Below are 23,581 nucleotides of genomic sequence, written 5' to 3' on the forward strand. Positions count from 1 at the left end.
CAATTTTGTAAACCTCTTTCAATCATTTACTGTTTATATCGGCAATCTCCCTTTTTATTACATTGAAAATTTAGTCATAAATGAAAAATAGTTCTATATACTCTTTTTACAGGTAAGACTTTTTATTTAATTTTCCCGGTGCAGCCATAAAAAAAGACGCCTCCCATCCGGAAAGCGTCCTTTTTTACTAGTTGATTTTAAATTGTTTCGTTAATTCCCGCAGTTCTTCGGCCATTTGCGCCAAAGTGTCGGCGGATGTGCTGATTTCTTCCATAGATGCAAGCTGTTCTTCTGCGGATGCGGCAATATCCTGAATGCTTGCTGCGCTTTCCCGTGATACGTCCGCAATATCGGTTACCGCGGCTGAGACATGCTGAGAGCTGTCTGACAGCTGTTCAACCGTTCCGTTCATGGATTGCAGCTTCTCGGCGATGTCGTTTGTCATGCCGAAGATATTCTGGAAGCTTTCTTTCGTTCGGTCCGTCACCGCAAGTCCTGATTGCACTTCTTCATTAACGGATGTAAACATATGAAGCGACGTATTAATTTCAGCCGTGATTTCCTGAATGAGTTTTTCAATCTCTTTTGCAGAACCGGCGGATTGGACGGCAAGCTTTCTCACTTCTTCGGCTACCACTGAGAAGCCCCGCCCGTATTCACCGGCTCTTGCCGCTTCAATGGCTGCATTTAACGCAAGCAGGTTTGTCTGATCGGCAATGCCGTTGATGACTCTTAAAATATGAGCGATGTCTTTTGATTTGGCCTCAAGACCTTTTACAACAGCTTCCGCCTGCTGGACGGATTGATTGATGAGATTCATCTGCCCGACAGTTTGCTGCACATATTCTTCCCCGGTCCCGGCAGCTTCCTTCGATTGTTTAGATGCTTCCGTAATGGATGATGATGTGCGGGAAACGGCGGTGAGCCCGTCATTTATATGATTCAGCTTGGCTGAGCTTGAATCGACTTTTTCACTCTGCTCTTCGTTTCCGTTTGAAAACTGCTCAATCGCCATCGTAATATGCTCCGTCGCTTTGCTTGTCTGCGAAGCTGAAGCGGTCAGCTCTTCTGATGACGCGGCCACGTTGTCGACTGAGTTTTGGATCGCGCTGATCAGTCCGCGCAGAGATTCTCCCATTTCATTAAAGCTTGCACCCAGTTCGCCCAGTTCATCTTTCGAGCGGATCTCAATGGTTTCAGTCAGGTCTCCGCCGCTGATTTGTTTAGACGAGCGGACAAGGCGTTTCAGCGGTGTTGTAATGGATCTGACAATAAACAGAATTAAAATTCCTCCGATGATAATGGATGCTGCAAGGACGATCATTCCCATCGTCAGCACCGGTTGTGAGGCGTCTTTAATTTCGGTGAGCTCCATGCTCCCCTCTATTTTCCAGCCGGTCAGTTTATTTGTCGTAAACGCCATTTTTTTATTTTCATCACCAAGCTTGTATGAAATCATTCCGCTTTCTTTGCTGTATACCTCATTCAGCCACGGGGTTGAGACTTTATCGCCCGGTTTGTGGTCTTTATGCGCGACATAGGTTTTATTTTTAGATGTAATAAACATGAAGCCTTTTTGGCCGATTTTGATTCCCTGCATTCGCTTCAGCAGCTGGTCAATCGTAATATCCATGGCCACTACTCCTGTTCCGTCCTGCATCTGCTTTGCCACGGTGACGACCATGCTGCCGTCGCTTGCTGCGGTGTAAGGGTCGGTGACAACGAGCGTGCCGCCGGCCTTTACAGCGTCTTTATACCATGGGCGTGTTCTCGGATCGTAATCAGCCGGAGTATTTTCCTTCGGCGCCTGTGTGTAGCTGCCGTCTTCCGTTCCTCCGTAAATGCGGGCTACGTCCTTATGAATAGACGTGTATTGCCCGAACTTTTCTTTAAGAGCGGACATGTTTTTCTTTGAGAATGATGACCCTTTTAAGGTTTCACTAAAAAATTCAATCGCCTTTGCTTTTGCGCCGATATCATTTGTAATCGTTGTGTTAAAAGATTCGATGTTGTTTTTCGCGTTGCCTGAAATCTGATCATCCAGCGAATTGCTCGCCGTATGGTACGAACTGAATTGTAACACGAGAATCGGTATGATTAAGATCAAGATAAATGAAATGATTAATTTACGTGAAATCGAAGCCTTCGTGCACCAATTGATGAATTTTTTCATATTAAGCTGCTCCTTCATGTGTGATACCTTATATATCGGCTCAATTTTCACATTTTGTTAACATTTCCTCCTTTTTCATGACTTGATTTTCATTGCCCAAGCTTCCTGCATATCTTATAAAAAAAGATAGGGGGGGCGGCAGATGATTATCATTTCCGGCCAAGTGCTTCGGCCCCAGGACATTGCTAATTGGCAAACGGAAGAAAGCCTTGTTCCGTATCTAAATGAACTGACCCATTCTCCCGTACAATTTGATTACGGATCGATTGCTGAACTGATGTTTGAAGCACGGGTGCGGCGCCATATTGTGGAAGCCGCAAGAGAACTGCACGGATCAGGCGCAAAATTTGCAACGTTCGCCAAAACATACGGAAATACGGCTTATTGGAGACTGACGCCGGAAGGAGCCCTGGAGCTGAAGTACAGAATTCCCGCTTCAAAAGCGATTCGGGATATTGTTGAAAACGGGGCGTTTTATGCATTTGAATGCGCGACGGCCATTGTTGTGATTTATTATCTGGCCGTTTTAAAGACAATCGGTGAAGAGCGGTTTGACCGCCGTTTCCCGGATATTACTTTGTATGACTGGCACTATGAGCATCTGCCGATCTACACGGAAACCGGCAGCCACTTTTTAAGGGGAGATTGTTTATATTTTAAAAATCCTGATTTTAATCCTGCAAAGGCCCAGTGGCGGGGAGAAAATGTCATTGTGATGGGGAATGACCGATATTTCGCCCACGGTCTCGGGATTCTGACCGCTGAACAGATTATCCAGAAATTGAATTCTTTAAGAAAAAGAGATGCCGTGCAGTCAGCTTATCTGCTTTCTCAGGCGACAAGGCTTGATGCGCCCGCGCTTTATCAGATGATGCATTAAAACAATCCCATCGTCTGTCAATGTGACGATGGGATGTGAAATGCTTTTCTTTTTCGGTAAAAAGCCGTCGTGCCGAGCGCTTGGTTTGCCGCCCATTCAAACTTCTCTAAATCATGGCGGGTGACGGCTCTGTCCCATCTGCTCCATTTAATGGCCCGGACAAAGTAATACCCTTTAATCGGCGCCATGGTGACTTTGGAATGCGGAAAATCTTCAAAAACAAACTCAATATTTCCTCTTTTTTTATAGGACATTTGAAGAATCTTCATCTTCCATCACCTCACAGCATCTTGATTATGATCGGCACAAGCGGTCCAAAACAGCTTTCACATCTGTCGGCCCTTCAAGTTTCGCGGCGGACTGGCCCGCCCATAAAGACATGTACTCCGCATCTCCCGATTGAGCCGCATGCCCGCGCATCGGCTTTGTGAGCGTATTATGCAGCGGATAAGGCAGCGTATTCCCCTCGTCAGCTTCATATGTTTTCATGAACTGATTCACGATTCCGCGCGCCTGTTTTCCCGAAAACAAGGTGGTCAGCCGTGTGTCGGCTCCTTTTGATTCGGCAATGGCTTTTTGATATGCCGGTGAAGCGCTGCTTTCTTCACAAAGGAGAAACGGCGTGCCGACTTGAACGCCGTCCGCACCTAAACATCGGGCCGCCTGCACCCCGCGGCGGTCAAAAATGCCGCCTGCCGCAATGACCGGGATATTCAGCGCGTCTTTTGCCTGCGGAATGAGCGCCATAAGACCGAGAGCCGGTTCTCCTTTAACCGGCAGAAACGATCCGCGATGTCCCCCGGCTTCTATTCCTTGAAGGATAACGGCGTCCATTCCCCGCTCTTCAAAAGCCTTCGCCTCCTCCGGCGTTGTCGCCGTGCCGAACAGGAAGCAGCCGTTTTTCTTCAGCTTTTCCGCCGTTTCTTCCGGCGGCAGGCCGAAGGTGAATGAGCACGCTTTGACCCCGTAACGGATCAGAAGGTCCGCTTTTTCTTCAAAATCGTTCCACTCTTCTTTCAGATCGGAGAACGGCTTGGCGTCTTTTGCCCTTGGGATGCGCGCTTTCCATTGTTCAATCAGTTCCTCCTCAGGCATCTGCCTTTCTTCCGGGACGAACAGATTCACTTGAAAGGAGCGGTCGGTCAGGTCTTTCATCTCGATAAGCTGTTTTTCAAGCGCCGGCGGGCTGACGTATCCTGAAGCGAGGCTTCCGAGCGCCCCTTCATTTGATACCGCCGCAGCCAGGCGCGGCGTGACAAGCCCTCCGGCCATCGGCGCCTGAATGACCGGCTTTGTTAATGATAAGGCGTCCATCCACTCACTCATTTGCGGATGCCTCCGTTTCAGCGTGGATTTTGATATAACATGTTCTGTTTCTCGGACCGTCAAATTCGCAAAAATAAATGCCCTGCCACGTTCCGAGGATCAGGCGCCCGCCTTCTATGATGACATGCTGGGATGCGCCCGTTGTACTCGCCTTCATATGTGCCGCCGTATTTCCCTCCATATGCCGGTCCAGTTCGTGCTCCCACGGATACACTTCGTCAAACCTGCGGAGCATATCCCTTTTTACATCCGGGTCGGCATTTTCATTGATGGTAATGCCGGCGGTAGTATGGGGACAGTATATGAGCGCCAAACCGTTTTTCACGCCGGTTTCGCGGAGAAACGCTTCCGCTTCATGTGTGATGTCGATCATTTCATCCCGTCTGTTTGTTTGAATCTGCAATTGTTTCAGCATATGAATGCCTCCTCTCTTTTTCTCTTCCTTTCCCATATTCGTTTCTGTATTTGTCTTTTCCTGTCGGATCGCGATGATAAACGCAGATCATAAAAAACTTCAGCCCAAAAACTGAAGTTTTTTACCATATATATACGCGGGCCTCATAAGGCTTTAAAAGGAAGGATGTCACATGCCGATGCATCTGTGTTTCCATGTTTGCGAGCACGAGCGCATCGGCAGCAAGCGGATAACCGGGATGCCTGTATAATGCGGGAGTTTTAGACAGATTGGTGATGATCAGGGCGGTTTCCGTTCCGTTTTTTCTTAGGTAGGCATAAATCTGCCGGTCTTTTGGAAGCAGCAATTCATAAGTTCCGCTGATCAATACGTCATGTTCTTTTCTGAGGGCGATCAGCCGTTTGTAGAAATGGTATACAGATGTTTCATCCTTCATTTGCGATGCAGCATTCAGCCATGTGTGATTCGGATTCACCCCGAGCCACGGAGAAACATCAGAAAACCCGCCGTTCGCCGTCCCGCTCCATTGCATCGGTGTCCGTGAATGATCCCGGCCCTTCTTCCAGATCGTCTTCATCACTTTTTCATGCGGAACGCCGCGGGACGTCTCTTTTTCATACAGCTGTTTGATTGTGACGTCGTCGTAATCTTCAATGGATGGGAACGAAACATTGGTCATGCCGAGCTCCTGTCCCTGGTAAATAAACGGCGTGCCTTTCATCAGCATATACATCGCGGCAAGTGCCTTAGCGCTTTCTGTCAAAAACCGTTCGTCACCCCATACCGAAACGGATCGGGGCTGGTCGTGATTTTCCATAAATAACGCATTCCAGCCCTTTCCTTCAAGGCTGTTCTGCCATTCGGACAAAACGCGCTTAAGCGCCGGGATGCAAATGCTTTGATCATCATCCGTATCCCAAAGACCGAGGTGTTCAAATTGAAAAATCATATGGAAGACGCCGTTTTCTTCACCGGCCCAATCAGCCGCCTCCCAAGCCGTCACCCCGTTCGCCTCGCCGACCGTCATGATCGGATAATGTGAAAATGTTTCCCGCTTCAGCTCTTTTAAGAGATCCACAATGCCTTCTGTATTCATATGATACGGGAAGGACGGGACATACGGGAGACCGTCCGGATTCGGCATGTCAGGGAGCCCTTCTTTTTTCTTGATGTGAGAAATGGCATCCACCCGGAAGCCGTCAATTCCTTTATCAAGCCACCAGCGGATCATCTCATAAACGGACTGCCTCATCGTTTCGTTTTCCCAATTTAAATCAGGCTGTTTTTTATCAAACAGGTGAAGGTAATACTGGTTTGTCTTTTGATCATATTCCCACGCCGATCCGCCGAAAATGCTTTCCCAATTGTTCGGCTCTTTGCCGTTTTTTCCGTCTCTCCAGATGTACCAGTCCCGTTTTTCGGAATCTTTCGCTGAGCGCGATTCGATAAACCAAGGATGTTCATCACTCGTATGGTTGACGACGAGGTCTATAATCAGCTTCATGCCGAGCGCATGGATATCCGCGAGGAGCCGGTCAAAATCCTCCATCGTCCCGAATTCTTCGGCGATTTGTTTGTAATTTCGAATATCGTAGCCGTTGTCGGCGCCCGGCGAGTCAAAAACGGGGCAAAGCCAGATCACATCAGCCCCCAACTCTTTTATGTAATGAAGCTTTGCTCTGATGCCGTTTATGTCGCCGATTCCGTCCCCGTTCGAATCCATAAAGCTGCGGGGATAAATTTGATAGACGGACGCCGTTTTCCACCAATCCGTTTTCATACCGTTCACTCCTTTCTCTACAGCATATGAAGGAGCGGGATGAAGAAGCATTTTTTTCGCAAAAAAAGCCTCATTGCAAAAGCAGGAGGCTCAGAAATCGGTTTTTTTAATTTCAACAAAGCGGATATGGTGGTCTTCTGCTTCAAGCACCTTGAATTCGCATCCTTCAGCATGAAACACATCACCGTTTTTCAGCTCCATTTTTTGTGTGAGGAGCCAGCCCGCAATCGTGTCTATGTCTTCATTTTCGATCGCGATATCAAGAAGATCATTCACCTCTTCTATCAGCGCTTTTCCGTCCATCACATAATGATGCTCGCCTTTTTTGACGATGTGGGGCATTTCGTCCTGGTCATATTCATCCCGGATTTCGCCGACGATTTCCTCCAATATGTCTTCGACGGTCACAAGTCCCGCCGTACCGCCGTATTCGTCAACAAGAATCGCCATATGAATCCGCTCCTTCTGCATGCGGATTAACAGCTCCTGGACAGGGATGCTTTCAATGACTCTGATGACCGGACGCATCATTTCTTTTAACTCGATGGAGCGGCCGAGAAAATACGCTTTAAATAAATCCTTGTTGTTAATAATGCCGAGAATGTGGTCTTTATCTTCCTTAATGACCGGATATCGCGTATACCGCTCGTTGATGATCAGGTGCATAGCTTCATCAGCTGACTGCTCGAGCGAGATGGCGGCGATTTCGGTGCGCGGCACCATGATTTCTCTGGCGACACGGTTATCGAATTCAAATATTTTGTTGACGTAACGAAATTCGGATTGATTGATTTGACCTTTTTTATAGCTTTCAGACAAAATCAGCCGCAATTCCTCTTCACTGACCACGACTTCATGTTCTTTCACCGAATGAAATCCGAACAGCTTGACCAAAAATCCGGCTGAGCCGTTTAACAGCTTGATAAACGGATACATCACTTTATAAAAGAGAATGAGCGGTTTCGCCGTCCACAGACTGACGGCTTCAGCTTTTTGAATGGATATCGTTTTCGGCGCAAGCTCGCCGATGACGACGTGCAGATACGTAACAGCGATAAACGCCGCAATAAACGTGACGACGTGCGTAATGGATGACGGCATTCCGATCAGACTGAAAACAGGATGAAGAAGCCGCTGAATTGTCGGTTCGCCGAGCCAGCCGAGTCCGAGCGCCGTAATCGTAATGCCGAGCTGGCACGCTGATAAATACTCGTCGAGATTTGTAATCACCCTGTGCGCCGCAAGCGCCCGGCTGTCACCGGTTTCAACCAGCTCTGCAATTTTTGAACCGCGGATTTTGACAATCGCAAATTCCGCAGCGACAAAGATGGCCGTTAATCCGATTAACAGCAAAATGAGAATCAGTTTTAATATAAGCAAAAAAACCCCTACCGCAAACGGTAAGGGGCCACCTCCTTCGTGTTAATTCTCATCACGACCATTTAAGAAAATCATCACAAAACGAAGCAGCTCGAATAATGAAACGAGCGCCGCAGCCACATACGTCAGCGCAGCGGCGTTCAGCACTTTATTCACGCCGTGTTCTTCACTGTTGCGAATGAATCCTTCCGACACGATAATCCGCTTCGCCCTCGCGCTGGCATTAAACTCGACAGGCAGTGTGACAAGCTGGAAAAAAACAGCGGCAGAAAACAAAATAATGCCGAGCCCGATTAAATTCAAGCTGCCAAGGAGCATTCCGCCCAAGAAAAGCAGAGGGGCGACTCCGGAGGCAAAATTGACGACCGGAAAAATTTTGTGCCTCAACACAAGCGCGCCGTAAGATTCCTGGTGCTGCAAAGCATGTCCGACTTCATGGGAAGCGACGGAAATGGCGGAAATGGAGCGGCCGTAATAGACCGGCTCAGATAAACGCACCACCCGCTCCGTCGGGTCGTAATGGTCTGTTAAAGTGCCTCTTACCGGTTCTACCGGCACATCATATAAACCGTTTATATCAAGAATCCGTCTTGCCGTTTCCGCCCCGGTCCGCTGACTGGAAGCTTCCACGTCTGAGTATTTCTGAAAATTACTTTTCACTTTAAATTGTGCCCAAAACGACAATCCCAATGCAGCAATTGTTAAAAAGACAAACAGCATATTATCCTCTTCCTTTTTCTCTTATATCGTACGATCTGCTTATATATTATTTTAATGATTGCCCGCTTTCCTGTACAGAAATCCGCTTCTTTTTTCTGACAGGAATCAATCCTCCGAGCAAAATCAGAACACAGCCGGCCATTGCGGTATAAAACGGAAACGTGCCGACAGTCCCTTTTGCGAAAGCGAGCCATGAAAAGCTGCCGGACATATGATCATATCCATTTAAATCGAAAATAAGCAATACGGCCGCTGAAGCGAGCAGCTGCGCTCCGGCCAGCGCCGCCAGCAGTTTTCGAATGACTGTCATCTGACTCACCCTTTTTCGGTCCGCTTTCTTTATCATATGAAAAAATGAAGGTGAATATGTTTTCGCTGATTTTTGAAAGACATCAAACGAACTGGGACATACTGTATAAAAAAGATACAGGTGTGATCCATCATGAAAGTGACAAATGGCGAAAAAGAACAGCTGAGCAATGCGATAGACAGAATGAATGAGGGGCTTGACGCCTTCATCCAGCTCTATAATGAATCGGAAAACGACGAGCCTCTCATTCAGTTTGAGGATGAGACGGCCGATTTAATCAGACAGGCGCGTGACTCATACGGGCAGGAACAGCTGAATGAAAAATTAAACACAATTATTAAGCAGATTTTGTCCATCTCTTTCTCGAAAGAGGAGCCGGCCGAATGAAATCAAACCGTATCTTTATTTCCTGGCTGAGATGGCCGTTATATATCCGGATCGGACTGATCATTATCGCCTTGATCTTATTGTTCGGCCAATTGATTTACATGCTTGAACCGAAGCAATTCACGTCTGTGTTTGAAGGGGTTTGGTGGGCGGTTATTACGGTAGCCACGGTCGGTTACGGCGATTATGTTCCGCAGACGCCGCTCGGGCAGATTGCCGGCATGGTGCTTGTATTAAGCGGAGCGAGTTTTGTGACCGCCTATTTCGCTACGCTTTCTTCAGCCGTGTTCAGCAAACAGCACCGTTATATCGAAGGGAAGGTCGCCTTTAAAGGCAAGGGGCACGTCATTCTTATCGGGTGGAATGAGAAGTCGCATATGCTGCTGAAAGAACTGCAGCACATCGCACCGTCAAAAACTGTCGTCCTGATTGATGATTCATTAAGGGAAGGGCCGCTTATTGAAAATGTCCATTTCATCCGCGGACATGCCGCTGATGACAGCACGCTCAATAAAGCGAATATTACGGAAGCCGATACCGTCATTCTGACAGCAGACCAGCAGAAAAATGAATCCGAAGCTGATATGCTGTCGGTATTAACGCTTCTCGCCATCAAAGGGCTGCATCCGTCCGTTTATTGTATCGTGGAAATTTTAACAGAACGGTATGTCAAAAACGCCGAACGCGCAGGAGCCAATAAGATCCTGTGCACATCACGCCTGTCGAGCCGGGTGATGTTTGAGCATTACCGGGTCAAAATGCAGCTTGCCAAGCCGCAGACGCTGTCCGATCTGACGCTGGAGAAAAAGGTTCGCATCATTCCCGTCCCCGAGGAATTACAGGGCTCCTCTTATCATGATTGTGCGCGCTATTATCTCAAACGGAATACAACGATTATCGGCATACAAAAAGAAGAGGGGCCGATGCTGACCCCTCCCCTGTCATACCAGGTGCTCAGCACTGATCTTTTTTTGGCGCTTTAATGCAGCAGGACATCTTCCAGCTCTTTCACGAGCGAGATGCCGATATCTATATATGAGCGGTCAATTGCCGCATCCCGGCGTTTCGGCTCGGAGAATTGGTTGAATAATGATTCAAAAACTCCGCCGCCTGCTGCATCATCCGTTTCCTGCTGATAGACGTGCCTCAGCAAAAAGGGTGTGCCGATTGTAACGGCCGTTCCCCGTTCATCAAGGCGTCCTTTATTTGCTTCAACAGGGATACGGAGAAACAAATAGCCGTCCTGATCGGAAATTTTGTAATCAAAGAATCCCCGGTCATATTCCCAGCCGCCTCCGATGGTATAACCGATCGGTTTCAGCACCTGTTCCAATTCGCGGAGTAAAAAAGACTGTCCTTCAAGTGAAGATGGTATGCTGATCATGTCCATACGCTCCTTTTAGTCTTTAGCGTCCCCGGTCTGCGATATCTTCATACGGCTTCCGCAAAGAATCAGGAGCAGCAGACAGACGCTGAAAAGAGGTAACGGCGCATTCAATCAGAACATACGTCACAATTGCGGAGAGAGCGGCATCCGGCGAAATGAGGAAAACGGCTGCATACAGACAGCACTTCGTAATGAGCGAATACATCCAGCCCACCTTCAGTTTCAGCCGGACCATATCCGTAAACAAGCCGAGGGGAAGAGCGAAAAAAATGATCGTTTGTAAGAGGGAAGCAGAGGACGGGTTCAGCGCAAAAAAGACAATAGCAGCGGAACAGAAGGAAATGACGGTATGCTTACATAAGAGCCGTGTCAATTCATCATCACACCTTTCACGGTTTAAAAAAGGCTGACCCGTCATGCGGGCCAGCCATTCTTTTTATTTCTCAAGGCGTTTTTCAAGCTCTGCTTTTTTCTCTTCAAAGCCCGGTTTGCCGAGAAGCGCGAACATGTTCACCTTGTAGGCTTCAACACCCGGCTGATCAAACGGGTTGACTCCGAGCAGATAACCGCTCATTGCCACCGCTTTTTCAAAGAAATAGACGAGATATCCAAATGTATATGCGTTAAGCTCCGGAATGTTGACGATTAAGTTCGGCACTTTTCCGTCTGTATGGGCCAGCATCGTACCTTGGAACGCTTTTTTATTGACGAAATCGACCGTTTTGCCGGCTAAGTAGTTTAAGCCGTCGAGATCATTTTCCGCTTCTTCAATTGTCAGCTCATGCTTCGGTTTTTCTACGTTTAATACAGTTTCAAACAGATCTCGTCTGCCTTCTTGCACGTATTGGCCGAGAGAGTGAAGGTCTGTTGAGAAGTTTGCGGAGGAAGGATAAATTCCTTTCTCGTCTTTTCCTTCACTTTCACCGAAGAGCTGCTTCCACCATTCTGCAAAGTACTGCAGGGCTGGCTCGTAGTTAATGAGCATTTCAATGGTTCTGCCTTTATTGTACAGAACGTTGCGGACGACGGCATATTGGTAAGCCGCATTCTCTTCTAATTCCGAGCTGGAAAAGTCTTTGCTTGCATCAAGCGCGCCCTTCATCATTTCGTCGATATCAGCCCCGCTTACCGCAATCGGCAGAAGGCCCACCGCAGTCAGAACGGAGAAACGTCCGCCGACATCATCAGGAATAACGAATGATTCGAAGCCTTCTTCGTTAGAAAGCGTTTTTAAAGCGCCGCGCTCTTTGTCAGTCGTCGCGTAAATCCGCGCTTTCGCTTCTTCTTTTCCGTATTTTTCTTCAAGAAGTTTGCGGAAAATCCGGAAAGCGATGGCAGGTTCCGTCGTCGTTCCTGACTTTGAAATGACATTGATAGAGAAATCAGCGTCTTCCAAAAGATCCATAACGTCTTTCATATAAGTTGAGCTGATATTGTTGCCGATAAAGATGACTTGAGGGTTTTTGCGTTTATCTTTCGGCAGAACATTATAGAAAGAATGGTTGAGCGCTTCAATCGCCGCTCGGGCGCCTAAGTATGAACCGCCGATTCCGACGACGAGAAGCACGTCTGAATCTGATTTGATTTTTTCAGCGCTTTTTTTAATGCGCGCAAATTCTTCTTTATCGTAGTTTTCAGGGAGGTCCACCCATCCTAAAAAGTCGCTTCCGGCGCCTGTTTTTTCGTGGATATTATGATGTGCCGTTTTTACGAAATCACGTGCGTATGTAAGTTCATGTTCATTGAAAAAAGGTAACGCTCTTGAGTAATCAAAGCGTACATGCGTCATTTGCTTGTCCCTCCATCACGGTGAATTGTTTTCTCTTCCACTTTATATGAACTCTACTTCTAAATCAAGTCATGAAGAAGGCTTGGCGGATACGGGATTTGCGTTAAAAATGCATTCATTTTTTCTTACAATGTATCGGTTTTGAGATAGGTATTGTACAGAACGTTATATTTGTATGTATGGTGAGAAAGATCACTAATCAAATGACGAAAAATGCAACAAAGGTGATTGCACGCGCAATAAATCAAATACTTCCATTTTTAAAAATAGTGTCTATATTTGGGGTATCATGTTAAGATGAAAATAATTTCAAACCGGGAGGTGATTTTATGACTAAAACCATTGGTCTTATTTGTGGAAGTTTACGAAAAAACTCGTATAATCGAGCAATTGCTCAATCATTGATTGACTTGGATCATTCAGCGCAATTTCGTTGGATTGAAATAGACCGTCTTCCTTTTTTTAACGAAGATTTAGAAATGGCCGGAGCGCCAGAATCCGTAACATCCTTTAGAGCAGATATACAAGACGTTGACGGCGTCATCATTGTAAGTCCAGAGTACAATTCCGGAATGCCAGGGGTATTAAAAAATGCATTGGACTGGGCATCGAGACCGCGGACCTCTTCTGTTTTCAACAGAAAACCGGTTGGCTTAATCGGAGCAACCCCCGGAGGGTTCGGTACTGCCTTTGCCCAAATGCAAATGAGAGAAGTACTTGAAGCTATGCAAGTCAATGTGCTGCCCTTTCAAAAAATGCTGATTTCGCAAGTCCATGAGAAAATGGATTCCACTCAAAACATACTTACGGATGAACAAACAAACCGTTATCTTCAACGCTATTTACAACAGTTCATCCATTGGATTGATTATGCTCCGGTTCCCGTTCCAGATGAATAAAAGGATCATAACCCTCACTAAAAGTCACCTCAGAAGCTTTCTATCTATACAACATATTCTTAAATTGTTTACAGAAAATACAATATATGGATTTACCTTCGACAAACTTACTTGTTGAATTTAAGGAGGATGATAAAATGTCTGATCTTTATTCCCGTCTTTCAAAAGATGATGCTGCTGTTCTTTTGGTGGATCATCAAACCGGCCTTATTTCCGGTCTGGTACGTGACTATGGTGTTGATGAATTTAAGAACAATGTATTGGCTCTTGGCGATACGGCTAAATTCTTTGATTTACCGGTTATTTTAACAACAAGTTTCGAAAACGGACCTAATGGCCCACTCATGCAGGAATTGACGGATCTCTTTCCTGATGCACCAAAAATAGCCCGTCCTGGACAAATTAATGCATGGGATAACGAAGACTTTGTGAAAGCCATTGAAGCAACTGGGAAAAAACAGCTTATTATCGCAGGTGTAGTTACAGATGTCTGCGTTGCGTTTCCTGCACTTTCCGCAATCAAGGCAGGTTACGAAGTGTTTGTTGTGACAGATGCTTCGGGAACATTCAGTAAGCAAGTAGCAGATGCATCATTAACCCGTATGGCTCATGGGGGCGCACAGCTTATGAACTGGTTTAGTGTAGCATGCGAGTTGCAACGTGATTGGCGCAACGATGTTGAAGGGTTTGGCGCATTAATTTCCAGTCATCTTCCCGGCTACCAAAACTTAATGGGGAGCTACATGGGAGCGCAGCGCGATCTTAGTACACAAAATGCATAAAAAAGAGCGCTGATTAAATCAGCGCTCTTTTTTATTCTTACTTTTCTTCATCTTCATGATTCTATGCGCCGACTCGCTCTTTCAACATACAAAAAAGATAAGGGAGTCAAATCCGCATCATATTCAATACGATACGGATGAAACGGTTTTCCATAGTTGTTTCACTTGCTCCTGATTCACTACGGTTAGATCTGCAGGATGGGACCTTACAGAGACGCCTTCAGGATGGCCAGCACGTCATCTTTGTTCAGTTTTTGGAAATTGCCGAATCCGCCATGTTCCATTTCTTTTGCGGCGATATCTGCGATCAGCTCAAGCTTGTCTTCGCCGATGTCATAATCCGCAAGACGGGACGGCGCGCCGAGGCTTGACCAGAACGCTGATAACTTATCGATTCCTTCTAAAGCAATTTCTTTATCTGTTTTGCCTTCGGTATCAATGTCAAACATGTTGAGCATGAGGTTTTTAAAACGGTCTACATTTGTATCAAGCGTGTATCTCATCCAGTTCGGGAACAGAATCGCAAGTCCTCCCGCGTGAGGGATGTCATAAACCGCTGAGACGGCGTGCTCCATCGTATGGGAAGCCCAATCGCCGAAATAACCCATTTGCAGCGTGCCGTTTAATGCGATCGTACCCGCATATAAAATCGTTTCACGGTGCTTATAGTTCTCAAGGTCTTCCAAAAGTTTCGGCGCTGTCTCAATCACCGTCTGAAGCACCGCAAAACACATTCTGTCCTGAAGCGGCGTGTTTTCAACATTGTGGAAGTATTGTTCAAATACGTGGCTCATCATATCCACCATGCCGTATACGGTTTGGTTTTCCGGAACGCTGAATGTATTCTCAGGGTCTAAAATAGAGAAACGCGGATGAGTGACATTGCTGCCCCATACGTATTTTTCATTCGTTTCCCAATTTGTGATAACGGAATCAGGGTTCATTTCAGAGCCTGTCGCCGCAAGCGTCAGCACCGTGCCGAACGGAAGCGCGTCCTGTGCCGTTACTTTTTTGCTGTAAATGTCCCATGCGTCTCCGTCATACTTCGCTCCGGCCGCAATCGCTTTTGTACAGTCGATGACACTTCCGCCGCCGACTGCGAGAAGAAAATCAATTTCATGCTGTCTGCACAGCTCAATTCCTTTTTTCACCGTTGCCAGACGCGGGTTCGGTTCAACGCCCGCAAGCTCATGAACGGCTGCGCCTTCTTCTTTTAAGATGCCTGTTACTTGGTCATACAGGCCGTTTCGCTTAATGCTGCCGCCTCCGTATACAAGCAGCACGTTTTTCCCGTATTGCTTCAGCTCTTTTTTCAATTGGTCGATTTGACCTTTTCCGAAAATCAGTTTCGTCGGATTGTAGTACGTAAAGTTCTCCATTTATCATAACCTCCAAAAAAAAATCGTAAGGGAATTACTATAACACAGAAAAAAAGGAGCTGCCAATTCAGCCGCCCCCTTTATTCTATTACAATGATGCCTTCAGTATCGCAAGCACATCTTCTTTCTGCAGTGATTTGAACTGTCCGAATGCGCCGTTTGCCATTGCTTTATCTGCAATCGTATCCAGCTTTTCATCTGAAATATCATAATCAGCGAGTCTGTTCGGAGCGCCGAGGCTCGTCCAGAAAGCAGACAGTTTGCTGATCCCTTCAAGCGCGATCTCTTCATCTGATCTGCCTGCCTCGTCAATGTCAAAAACACGGACGGCAAGCTGCTTAAAGCGGGCCGGATTTTCTTTGAGCACATGTCTCATCCAGTTCGGGAACAGAATCGCCAAACCTCCAGCGTGCGGGATATCGTACACCGCTGACACCGCATGCTCGATGTTGTGTGTAGCCCAATCCCCTCTTGCGCCCATTGACAGCATTCCGTTTAATGCGATGGTGCCTGTATATAAAATCGTCTCACGAAGCTCATAGTTCTCCAGATCATTGATCAGCTTCGGCGCTGTTTCAATCACCGTGCGCAGAAGTGATTCACACATCCGGTCCTGATACGGCGTGTTTGACGTGTGGTGGAAATATTGTTCAAACACATGACTCATCATATCGACCATGCCGTAAATGGTGTGGTCTTTCGGAACGGTAAATGTGTTTACCGGATCAAGAATAGAGAATTTAGGATAAACGAGCGGGCTTCCCCATCCGTATTTCTCCTGTGTTTCCCAGTTTGTGATCACTGATCCGGCATTCATTTCTGAACCGGTCGCCGCAAGCGTCAGCACTGTTCCGAACGGCAGCGCTTCTTTCGGCTGGTGTTTTTTCGTGACGATATCCCACGCATCACCATCATATTTAGCGCCCGCCGCGATAGCTTTCGTGCAATCAATGACACTTCCGCCGCCGACGGCCAATAAGAAATCGATGCTGTGTTCTTTACAGAGCGCAACACCTTTGTTCACTGTTGAGACACGCGGATTCGGCTCTACGCCTGCCAATTCATGCACCGTAACTCCGGCTTTTTTCAGCAGCCCGGTTACTTGATCGTAAAGACCGCTGCGCTTAATGCTGCCGCCTCCGTATACGAGCAGCACGTTTTTTCCGTACGGCTTGATTTCTTCTGGAAGCTTTTCAACCTCTCCCTTTCCGAAAATCAATTTTGTCGGATTCCAATATGTAAAGTTTTGCATGACATCTCCTCCTTTGGATTTATATTATGCAGAAAGTTGACGTTCAATGTAAAGCAATCCGCTTTTTTGACGGCACATCACACGGTTTCATAACAGCGCGTTCCCGGGAAAGGCACTGATACAGCATGAGACAGGATGTGATTTTTACGGCGGAGAATGAAACATGCATAGTTTCTTTGCTTTGTCACAATCTATAACTGTTTCACGAATTCATAGAGGAGGTTGTTTACATGAGTGTTATTCAGCGTATCTGTCTCGTTTTAACAATTATCGGCGCGATTAACTGGGGACTGATCGGATTTTTCCAATTTGATTTAGTAGCAGCCATCTTCGGCGGCCAAGGATCAGCTCTGTCGCGGATTATTTACGGCCTTGTCGGCATCGCCGGTCTCATCAATCTCGGCCTGCTGTTTAAGCCGAACGAAGAAACATCCCGCGAGGAAGCGGCAAATCCAGAAGTCAGATAAACATAAAAAAAGCACCGAACATACATATCCGGTGCTTTTTTTGATGCTTATTTTTTGATAAGGTCTTTGCGGTTAGACTGTTCGATCCACTCTTCAAGCTTATCTTTCAGTGTGTTGAAACCTTGCGGAGCAGATGCTTCTTCAGAAACTTGAGCCGCTTTCGGTTTTCTTGGCTTGCTTTCTTTTCTTTCAGGCGCTGCTTGAGTCGCACGGATAGAAAGGCTGATTTTGCCTTTTTCTTCGTCAACTGCAAGAACTTTCACTTGTACTTCGTCACCGATAGAAAGGTGCTCGTTAATGTCTTTTACGAAACCGTGAGTGACTTCAGAAATGTGAACAAGTCCTTGAGTTTCTTCATCTAATGCAACAAACGCACCATACGCTTGTAATCCTGTTACTTTACCAGTGTAAACACTGCCCACTTCAAATTTTGCTGCCATTCATAACAACTCCTAAGTTAAATTAAATACAGTTTATACGCAATTTAAAATTATATCATACAAGTTTGTTTTTCGCAAAGGGAACTTTTTTGTATGATGATGTTTAAGCACAGAAAAAGGAGGGTATACTGTGATTACGAAGGCTTTCTAGTATTCCCCCCCTTTTATTTGGATGCGAACCGGGTTCGTATCTTTTTTTATGCCCTTTTTTCAACAAACCGTTTGATTCTGACGAGCGCTTCCTGAATCTGCTCAATAGATGTTGCATAGGAACATCTGATATACCCTTCGCCGCTCGGGCCGAATACATTCCCCGGAACGACGGCTACTTTTTCTTCAAGAAGCAGCTGTTCCGCGAATTCTTCTGAACTCATGCCTGTCGATTGAATGGAAGGAAAAGCATAAAACGCTCCGCCCGGATGGTGGCAGCCGAGTCCGATTTCGTTCAATGTTTCCACAATCAGATTTCGGCGTCTCCGGTAGCTTTTTTTCATTCGTTCGACGTCTTCCTGACCGTTTTTCAGACCTTCAAGCGCTGCGTACTGCGCCATAGAAGGCGCGCACATCATTGCGTGCTGATGAATTTTGAGCATGGCATCCCTGATTACGGGAGGCGCCGCCGTAAATCCGAGTCTCCATCCCGTCATGGCAAATGCTTTGGAGAACCCTGAAATCAGAATCGTCCGCTCCTTCATGCCGCCGATGGCCCCCATGCTCGTGAAAGGCTCATCATACGTCAGCTCGGCATAAATTTCATCGGCAAGCACGATCAAGTCATGTTTTTCAGCGAAGGCAGCGATCGATTCAAGTTCTTCTTTCGAATAGACGGAACCGGTCGGATTTGACGGCGAGCAAAGAAGCAGCGCTTTCGTTTTGTCCGTCAGGGCCGCTTCAAAATCGGCCGGGGATGCTTTGAAACCTTTTGCAGCGACAGTCTGAATCGGCACCGGCTTCGCCCCCGTCAGCGTCACGAGTGATTCATATGCGACAAAACACGGTTCGGGAATTAACATTTCCTCTCCGGGATTCATAATGGCACGGACAGCGAGATCAAGCGCCTGGCTTGCCCCTACCGTAACAATCAATTCACTGTCAGGCGAATAATTCAGGCCGAACCGCTGATCTAAATAGCGGCTGATCTCTTCCCTCAATTCATAAAGACCCGCATTTGCGGTATAAGCCGTGTAGCCCTGTTCTAAAGAAAGGATACTCGCTTCCCTCACATTCCAAGCCGTCACAAAGTCAGGCTCTCCCACTCCCAGTGAAATGACGCCTTCCATCGTAGCGGCCAGATCAAAGAATTTACGGATGCCTGACGGTTTAATCTGCTGCACATAATCAGATAAATAAGAAGTCTTCGTTTCCATTTACGGAGACACCACGATTCTTTTGTCATCGTCTCCGCTTTCAAAGACTTTGCCGTCATGCTTATATTTTTTCAGGATGAAGTGCGTTGTCGTGGAAACGACAGACTCAAGGGTGGACAGTTTTTCAGAAACGAAGCTCGCCACGTCTGACATCGTATTGCCGCGGATGACGACAGATAAGTCATACACTCCTGACATCAGGTACACTGATTCGACTTCCTGGAATCTGTATATCCGTTCAGCTACTTCATCAAAGCCGACATTTCGTTTCGGAGTGACTTTTACGTCAATCATCGCCGTGACGCCTTCCAGCCCGTCGACTTTGCGCCAGTCGATCATCGCCGCATAATCAATGATGACTTTTTCCTTTTCAAGCTTTTCAATGATGCTTTTGACTTCATCGGCGGGAATGTTCGCCATTTTCGCGATCGTTTCCGCATCAACGCGGCTGTTTTCGTCTAAAATTTCTAATATTTCTGTTTCTTTTTCGGTCAGCTTCATACGTTTCACACCTTTGCATTATCAAAAATCTTCATGACATTATATCACGATTTTCGACAAATGCTAAGAAAAACCCGCAAGAAACCAAAGCTAAAATCTGACAATAAAAAAAGCCATTACACTACAACACAGAAAGGACGGAGAAGACGCTCATGGAAGCTGTTTCACCGATTAAACGGGCCGCGATACACGGAGTTGAGCTGTATTACGAGCATTATGAGAATCCCGGCAGACAGACGCTCGTCTGCGTACACGGTTTTTTATCTTCGGCATTCAGCTTCAGAAAACTGATTCCGCTGCTCAGAAACCATTATGATATTATCGCCGTTGACCTGCCTCCTTTCGGACAATCGGAAAAGTCACGGACGTTCGTATACACTTATGCAAACCTCGCCAAGCTTCTGATCGGACTTCTGGAAAAACTCAATATCAGCCGGGCCGCGCTCGTCGGCCATTCGATGGGCGGCCAGATTTCCTTATCCGCGTCTCTGCTTAAACCCGAGCTATTTACTAAAATCGTCCTGCTGTGCAGCTCGGGGTATTTAAAACGCTCGCATCCGTCGATTATAGTCGGAACGCATATCCCTTGTTTTGACCTGTATCTTAAATATTGGCTTTCAAAAGACGGCGTGCTGAAAAACCTGTTAAATGTCGTGCACGACCGGACGCTTATCGACCAGGAAATGATTGACGGTTATGAAAAACCATTTACAGACCGCCAGATTTTCAAAGCGATGACAAGGTTCATCAGACACAGAGAGGGCGATTTGGACTCCGAGGATTTGAAGAAAATACAAAACCCCGCTCTTTTAATATGGGGGGAGGAAGACCGGGTCGTGCCGGTTTCAGTCGGAAAACGGCTTCATCACGACCTGCCGGAATCTATTTTATATTCGCTTAAAGATACGGGGCACCTCGTCCCCGAAGAGCGTCCTGAGTTTGTTTCAGAGCGGATTTTTGAATTTGTCCAATAAAAAAACCGGCGTTTCCGCCGGTTTTAAGGGGTGCAGGAGCTGCTTTCTTTTATGAGCAGAAGCTGCGCGGCGGCCTTTTGGCAGTCTTCGATCGGAAGCTTTTGTTCAAATGAAACTTCAAAGATGTCCTGTATGGCTTCTGCCAGCTTGCCGGCGCTGTCTTCACGATATACGGCCTGAACGATATCGACGGCTTCTGTCTCATAAAATTCTTCTCCATATTTAAACGGGTCCCACTTGGCAATGATTTTCATCATTTCCATGACCGCTTGGCTTTCTTCCATTTTCATCACCGCTTATAATAAAGTTTGCAAATCTATTTTATCATAGATACGATGTGAAAAATAATGATACAACAGGAGTGACATACATGAACTTTGACCTTCGAGAAAACCGCTTTGGCACTCAATCGGTGAAATGGGACAAGGCGGAAGCGTTATTCGGCGTATCGGACGCACTTCCGATGTGGGTGGCCGATATGGATTTCCGCGCTCCCGAAGCAGTCACAGACGCATTAAAAGCCCGTCTTGACCATGGCATATTCGGTTATACGTCTCCTGATGAAAACACAAAAGAAGCCGTCGCTTCATGGCTTGATACACGGCACGGCTACCGGCCAGATCCCGCAAGCATCACGTTCAGCCCCGGAGTTGTGACGGCGCTCAGCATGGCCGTCCAGGCCTTTACCGAACCGGGAGATCAGGTGTTGATCCAGTCACCGGTATATACGCCTTTTTATCAGATGATCGAAGAAAACAAACGGCAGGTTTTACATAATCCTTTACGGGAAGAAAACGGAATCTACCGCATGGATTTTGAGGACCTTGAGAAAAAGCTGAGCGATTCCGGGGTTAAGCTGATGATTCTCTGTAATCCGCACAATCCGTCCGGCAGAGCGTGGAGCCGGGATGAGCTTTTGAAGCTCGGATCGCTGTGCGCCGCCCATAACGTCACCGTCGTTTCTGACGAGATTCACTCCGACTTGATGCTGTACGGAAAACCGCATACGCCTTTTGCTTCTCTGTCTGAGGATTTTGCGCGGATTTCCGTTACTTGTGTCGCGCCGAGCAAGACGTTTAATATTGCCGGCATTCAGGCATCGGCCATTATCATTCCCGACCGGTATAAGCGGGCGAAATTCTCCGCGGCATTGCATCGGAACGGGATCTCCAATCTCAACACATTTGCGGTTGCAGCAATCGAAGCGGCTTATACAAAGGGAGGCCCTTGGCTTGACGCGCTGATTCCTTACATTGAGGGGAATATGAAATTAGCTGAGGACTTTTTAAAAAAAGAATTGCCGAAAGTCCGCATGATGAAGCCTGATGCTTCCTATTTGATCTGGATGGATTTCAGCGAATACGGATTTTCAGACGCCGAGCTCAAAGAAAGAATGCTCAAAAAAGGGAAAATCATTTTAGAGCCGGGAACGAAATACGGACCTGGCGGCGAAGGATTTATGAGACTCAATGTCGGCTGTTCGGCCGCAGCTGTAAAAGAAGGGCTTGAGAGAATCAAAGCAGCGCTTGCTTCATAACGTAAAGAACGCCTTTATCAGAAGAGATAAGGGCGTTCTCTTTAGAGAAATATATACTTTTTTTGCCGGTAAAGATGTTATAATAGGTTCATATTTACATAAGAAAGGATTTCGCATAAATGGAGATTGTAAAGGATTATCTGCTTCACTTCTCTTTTCTTTTATTTCCTATTTTTCTCTATCAAGTCTTCTGGCTCAGCAAGCCCGATTTGCTTGTACCGAGAGCGAACCGTCTGCTGGTCGCCGTATTTGCAGCGGCATCTTCATTATTATGTACGGCTTTTCCCATCCAGGAGCTTCATTCCGTCCGTTACGGATTGCAGCTGATTCCCATTATCGTCTGCCTGCTTTATTCCGGAACTGCCGCGGGACTTGCCGCAGGAGCAGCGTCTGTTTTGTTCCAGCTCATATGGTTTGAACCTTCCGCTCTTTTTTTCTTATCCTTAATTCCTTTTTTAATCATCATCTCTATCCAGCTCCAAACGAAATGGCCCTTTTTTTCAAAGCGGAAGAAACTGATTTTCGCTCTTCTCATCGGCTGTACTGAAGCCGCCTTATTAACCGCATCTGTCTTCATCTATTCCGTGACCAATTTTTTCAACTTTCAAAATCTATCTTCCGTTTATTATGAGGCGGGAGTATCCGTTTTTTTTCAGGTCAGCGCTCTTTTGCTGTGCATTTATTTGATTGAAATCATTGATGAGAATGCGTCCATGCGGGCAAGGCTGATTCATTCAGAGAAAATGGCTGTCGTCAGCGAGCTTGCGGCAAGCGTCGCACACGAAGTCCGCAATCCGCTCACGGTCGTCAGAGGTTTCGTGCAGCTGCTGTTCAGCGGCGATCAGCTTCAGGATAAATCACACGCCGGGTATCAGAAGCTTGTGCTGTCCGAACTTGACCGGGCTCAGACGATCATAACGAATTATCTCGATATGGCGAAGCAGGATGATTACGAAAAGGAAAGGTTTGATATTTCTCTGCTTGTGAAGGAAACAGGTTCCTTAATGGAGTCATATGCCAATTTTAAATCGGTGACCGTTACTGTTCGAAGCGAGCCGGATTTATATGTGTTCGGGGATGTAAAAAAACTGAAACAAGCCTTCATTAATCTGATTAAAAACAGTATTGAAGCCGTGCCTTCTGAAAACGGCCGAATCGAGGTCTCCGTCCAAAAACAGGAACAGATGATTCTCATTCAGATTACGGATAATGGGATCGGCATGTCCGACGAAGAACTTCAAAAACTCGGCAAGCCGTATTATACGCTGAAGACTAACGGCACTGGGCTCGGGCTTACTGTGACATTCTCCATTATTCAGCATCATGAAGGCTCCGTCTATTTCACCAGCGGAGAGCATTCGGGCACCACGGCCTCTGTCAGGCTTCCGGCAGCTGTTCTCTAGCCAATCGCGTTGATCTTATATAGAATAAACAGA

General features: G+C 46.7%; 26 protein-coding genes. 9 read left to right on the top strand and 17 right to left on the bottom strand.

Annotated elements, in window-relative coordinates; genetic code table 11:
- Positions 1–187: 187 nt before the first annotated feature.
- The gene (locus ACXN9U_RS14175) at positions 188–2,173 is read right to left on the bottom strand and encodes a methyl-accepting chemotaxis protein (RefSeq protein ID WP_489201805.1); all 1,986 of its coding nucleotides are present in this window, start codon (positions 2,171–2,173) and stop codon (positions 188–190) included.
- A gap of 142 nt (positions 2,174–2,315) precedes the next feature.
- Between ACXN9U_RS14175 and ACXN9U_RS14180 the strand changes: the two genes are divergently transcribed.
- Positions 2,316–3,053, top strand: coding sequence for a protein-glutamine gamma-glutamyltransferase (locus tag ACXN9U_RS14180; protein ID WP_060964452.1), 738 nt, complete (start codon positions 2,316–2,318; stop codon positions 3,051–3,053).
- Between the two features lie 17 nt (positions 3,054–3,070).
- Here ACXN9U_RS14180 and ACXN9U_RS14185 read toward each other — a convergent pair whose 3' ends face one another.
- The 7 genes from ACXN9U_RS14185 to ACXN9U_RS14215 form a co-directional block, all read right to left on the bottom strand.
- On the bottom strand, positions 3,071–3,322 hold the full coding sequence (locus tag ACXN9U_RS14185) for a hypothetical protein (RefSeq protein WP_060964451.1): 252 nt from the start codon (positions 3,320–3,322) through the stop codon (positions 3,071–3,073).
- 25 nt (positions 3,323–3,347) lie between these two features.
- Positions 3,348–4,379, bottom strand: coding sequence for an NAD(P)H-dependent flavin oxidoreductase (locus ACXN9U_RS14190; RefSeq protein ID WP_060964450.1), 1,032 nt, complete (start codon positions 4,377–4,379; stop codon positions 3,348–3,350).
- Positions 4,372–4,794, bottom strand: a complete 423-nt coding sequence (locus ACXN9U_RS14195; protein ID WP_060964449.1) for a secondary thiamine-phosphate synthase enzyme YjbQ — start codon at positions 4,792–4,794, stop codon at positions 4,372–4,374. Before ACXN9U_RS14195 ends, ACXN9U_RS14190 begins: the two co-directional genes overlap by 8 nt.
- Before the next feature lie 121 nt (positions 4,795–4,915).
- Positions 4,916–6,574, bottom strand: a complete 1,659-nt coding sequence (locus ACXN9U_RS14200) for a glycoside hydrolase family 13 protein (RefSeq protein WP_489201806.1) — start codon at positions 6,572–6,574, stop codon at positions 4,916–4,918.
- 90 nt (positions 6,575–6,664) lie between these two features.
- On the bottom strand, positions 6,665–7,954 hold the full coding sequence (locus ACXN9U_RS14205) for a hemolysin family protein (RefSeq protein WP_060964447.1): 1,290 nt from the start codon (positions 7,952–7,954) through the stop codon (positions 6,665–6,667).
- A 42-nt stretch (positions 7,955–7,996) separates the two neighbouring features.
- Positions 7,997–8,674: a zinc metallopeptidase gene (locus ACXN9U_RS14210; RefSeq protein ID WP_007408641.1), complete on the bottom strand. Its 678-nt coding sequence runs from the start codon at positions 8,672–8,674 to the stop codon at positions 7,997–7,999.
- Positions 8,675–8,720: 46 nt separating this feature from the next.
- The gene (locus ACXN9U_RS14215) at positions 8,721–8,984 is read right to left on the bottom strand and encodes a YuzI family membrane protein (protein ID WP_060964446.1); all 264 of its coding nucleotides are present in this window, start codon (positions 8,982–8,984) and stop codon (positions 8,721–8,723) included.
- Positions 8,985–9,116: 132 nt separating this feature from the next.
- Between ACXN9U_RS14215 and ACXN9U_RS14220 the strand changes: the two genes are divergently transcribed.
- Together ACXN9U_RS14220 and ACXN9U_RS14225 are read left to right on the top strand one after the other, a co-directional pair.
- The gene (locus ACXN9U_RS14220) at positions 9,117–9,371 is read left to right on the top strand and encodes a protein mistic (RefSeq protein WP_438420479.1); all 255 of its coding nucleotides are present in this window, start codon (positions 9,117–9,119) and stop codon (positions 9,369–9,371) included.
- Positions 9,368–10,354 carry a potassium channel family protein gene (locus ACXN9U_RS14225; protein WP_060964444.1) on the top strand — a complete coding sequence of 329 codons (987 nt, stop codon included), beginning with the start codon at positions 9,368–9,370 and terminating at the stop codon, positions 10,352–10,354. Before ACXN9U_RS14220 ends, ACXN9U_RS14225 begins: the two co-directional genes overlap by 4 nt.
- Here ACXN9U_RS14225 and ACXN9U_RS14230 read toward each other — a convergent pair.
- From ACXN9U_RS14230 to ACXN9U_RS14240, 3 genes are read right to left on the bottom strand one after another with little or no spacing between them, the layout of a single operon-like run.
- The gene (locus tag ACXN9U_RS14230; protein ID WP_016938149.1) at positions 10,351–10,755 is read right to left on the bottom strand and encodes a YugN-like family protein; all 405 of its coding nucleotides are present in this window, start codon (positions 10,753–10,755) and stop codon (positions 10,351–10,353) included. The two genes, ACXN9U_RS14225 and ACXN9U_RS14230, sit on opposite strands and share 4 nt — an antisense overlap.
- A 22-nt stretch (positions 10,756–10,777) precedes the next feature.
- Complete coding sequence (locus tag ACXN9U_RS14235; RefSeq protein ID WP_489201807.1) at positions 10,778–11,176, bottom strand: transporter; 399 nt, start codon at positions 11,174–11,176, stop codon at positions 10,778–10,780.
- An 18-nt stretch (positions 11,177–11,194) separates the two neighbouring features.
- Complete coding sequence (locus ACXN9U_RS14240; RefSeq protein ID WP_014472188.1) at positions 11,195–12,547, bottom strand: glucose-6-phosphate isomerase; 1,353 nt, start codon at positions 12,545–12,547, stop codon at positions 11,195–11,197.
- A gap of 329 nt (positions 12,548–12,876) precedes the next feature.
- Between ACXN9U_RS14240 and ACXN9U_RS14245 the strand changes: the two genes are divergently transcribed.
- Together ACXN9U_RS14245 and ycaC are read left to right on the top strand one after the other, a co-directional pair.
- The gene (locus ACXN9U_RS14245; protein ID WP_489201808.1) at positions 12,877–13,446 is read left to right on the top strand and encodes an NADPH-dependent FMN reductase; all 570 of its coding nucleotides are present in this window, start codon (positions 12,877–12,879) and stop codon (positions 13,444–13,446) included.
- A gap of 137 nt (positions 13,447–13,583) precedes the next feature.
- Positions 13,584–14,228: an isochorismate family cysteine hydrolase YcaC gene (ycaC, locus tag ACXN9U_RS14250; protein WP_016938145.1), complete on the top strand. Its 645-nt coding sequence runs from the start codon at positions 13,584–13,586 to the stop codon at positions 14,226–14,228.
- Between the two features lie 206 nt (positions 14,229–14,434).
- Here the strand turns inward: ycaC and ACXN9U_RS14255 are convergent, their stop codons facing one another.
- Together ACXN9U_RS14255 and ACXN9U_RS14260 are read right to left on the bottom strand one after the other, a co-directional pair.
- On the bottom strand, positions 14,435–15,607 hold the full coding sequence (locus tag ACXN9U_RS14255; RefSeq protein WP_060964442.1) for an iron-containing alcohol dehydrogenase: 1,173 nt from the start codon (positions 15,605–15,607) through the stop codon (positions 14,435–14,437).
- Positions 15,608–15,695: 88 nt separating this feature from the next.
- Positions 15,696–16,859 carry an iron-containing alcohol dehydrogenase gene (locus ACXN9U_RS14260; RefSeq protein WP_060964441.1) on the bottom strand — a complete coding sequence of 388 codons (1,164 nt, stop codon included), beginning with the start codon at positions 16,857–16,859 and terminating at the stop codon, positions 15,696–15,698.
- A 230-nt stretch (positions 16,860–17,089) separates the two neighbouring features.
- On the opposite strand from ACXN9U_RS14260, the gene ACXN9U_RS14265 reads away from it, so the two are divergent.
- Positions 17,090–17,326, top strand: a complete 237-nt coding sequence (locus ACXN9U_RS14265; protein ID WP_003152104.1) for a DUF378 domain-containing protein — start codon at positions 17,090–17,092, stop codon at positions 17,324–17,326.
- 47 nt (positions 17,327–17,373) lie between these two features.
- On the opposite strand, the gene yugI is transcribed toward ACXN9U_RS14265, so the two are convergent.
- From yugI to ACXN9U_RS14280, 3 genes are all read right to left on the bottom strand, one after another.
- Positions 17,374–17,766: a S1 domain-containing post-transcriptional regulator GSP13 gene (gene yugI, locus ACXN9U_RS14270; RefSeq protein WP_013353366.1), complete on the bottom strand. Its 393-nt coding sequence runs from the start codon at positions 17,764–17,766 to the stop codon at positions 17,374–17,376.
- A 197-nt stretch (positions 17,767–17,963) separates the two neighbouring features.
- Complete coding sequence (locus ACXN9U_RS14275; RefSeq protein ID WP_060964440.1) at positions 17,964–19,133, bottom strand: aminotransferase; 1,170 nt, start codon at positions 19,131–19,133, stop codon at positions 17,964–17,966.
- The gene (locus ACXN9U_RS14280) at positions 19,134–19,634 is read right to left on the bottom strand and encodes an Lrp/AsnC family transcriptional regulator (protein ID WP_016938141.1); all 501 of its coding nucleotides are present in this window, start codon (positions 19,632–19,634) and stop codon (positions 19,134–19,136) included.
- A 152-nt stretch (positions 19,635–19,786) separates the two neighbouring features.
- On the opposite strand from ACXN9U_RS14280, the gene ACXN9U_RS14285 reads away from it, so the two are divergent.
- Entirely contained in the window at positions 19,787–20,608 is an 822-nt protein-coding gene (locus ACXN9U_RS14285) for an alpha/beta fold hydrolase (protein ID WP_060964439.1), read from the top strand.
- Positions 20,609–20,631: 23 nt separating this feature from the next.
- Here the strand turns inward: ACXN9U_RS14285 and ACXN9U_RS14290 are convergent, their stop codons facing one another.
- Entirely contained in the window at positions 20,632–20,892 is a 261-nt protein-coding gene (locus tag ACXN9U_RS14290; protein ID WP_045925833.1) for a DUF1871 family protein, read from the bottom strand.
- 86 nt (positions 20,893–20,978) lie between these two features.
- On the opposite strand from ACXN9U_RS14290, the gene ACXN9U_RS14295 reads away from it, so the two are divergent.
- Both ACXN9U_RS14295 and ACXN9U_RS14300 read left to right on the top strand, forming a co-directional pair.
- Positions 20,979–22,145 carry a MalY/PatB family protein gene (locus ACXN9U_RS14295; RefSeq protein WP_060964438.1) on the top strand — a complete coding sequence of 389 codons (1,167 nt, stop codon included), beginning with the start codon at positions 20,979–20,981 and terminating at the stop codon, positions 22,143–22,145.
- 119 nt (positions 22,146–22,264) lie between these two features.
- The gene (locus ACXN9U_RS14300) at positions 22,265–23,548 is read left to right on the top strand and encodes an ATP-binding protein (protein WP_489201809.1); all 1,284 of its coding nucleotides are present in this window, start codon (positions 22,265–22,267) and stop codon (positions 23,546–23,548) included.
- Positions 23,549–23,581: the final 33 nt, after the last annotated feature.

Source organism: Bacillus sp. BACIII (genome assembly GCF_057836745.1).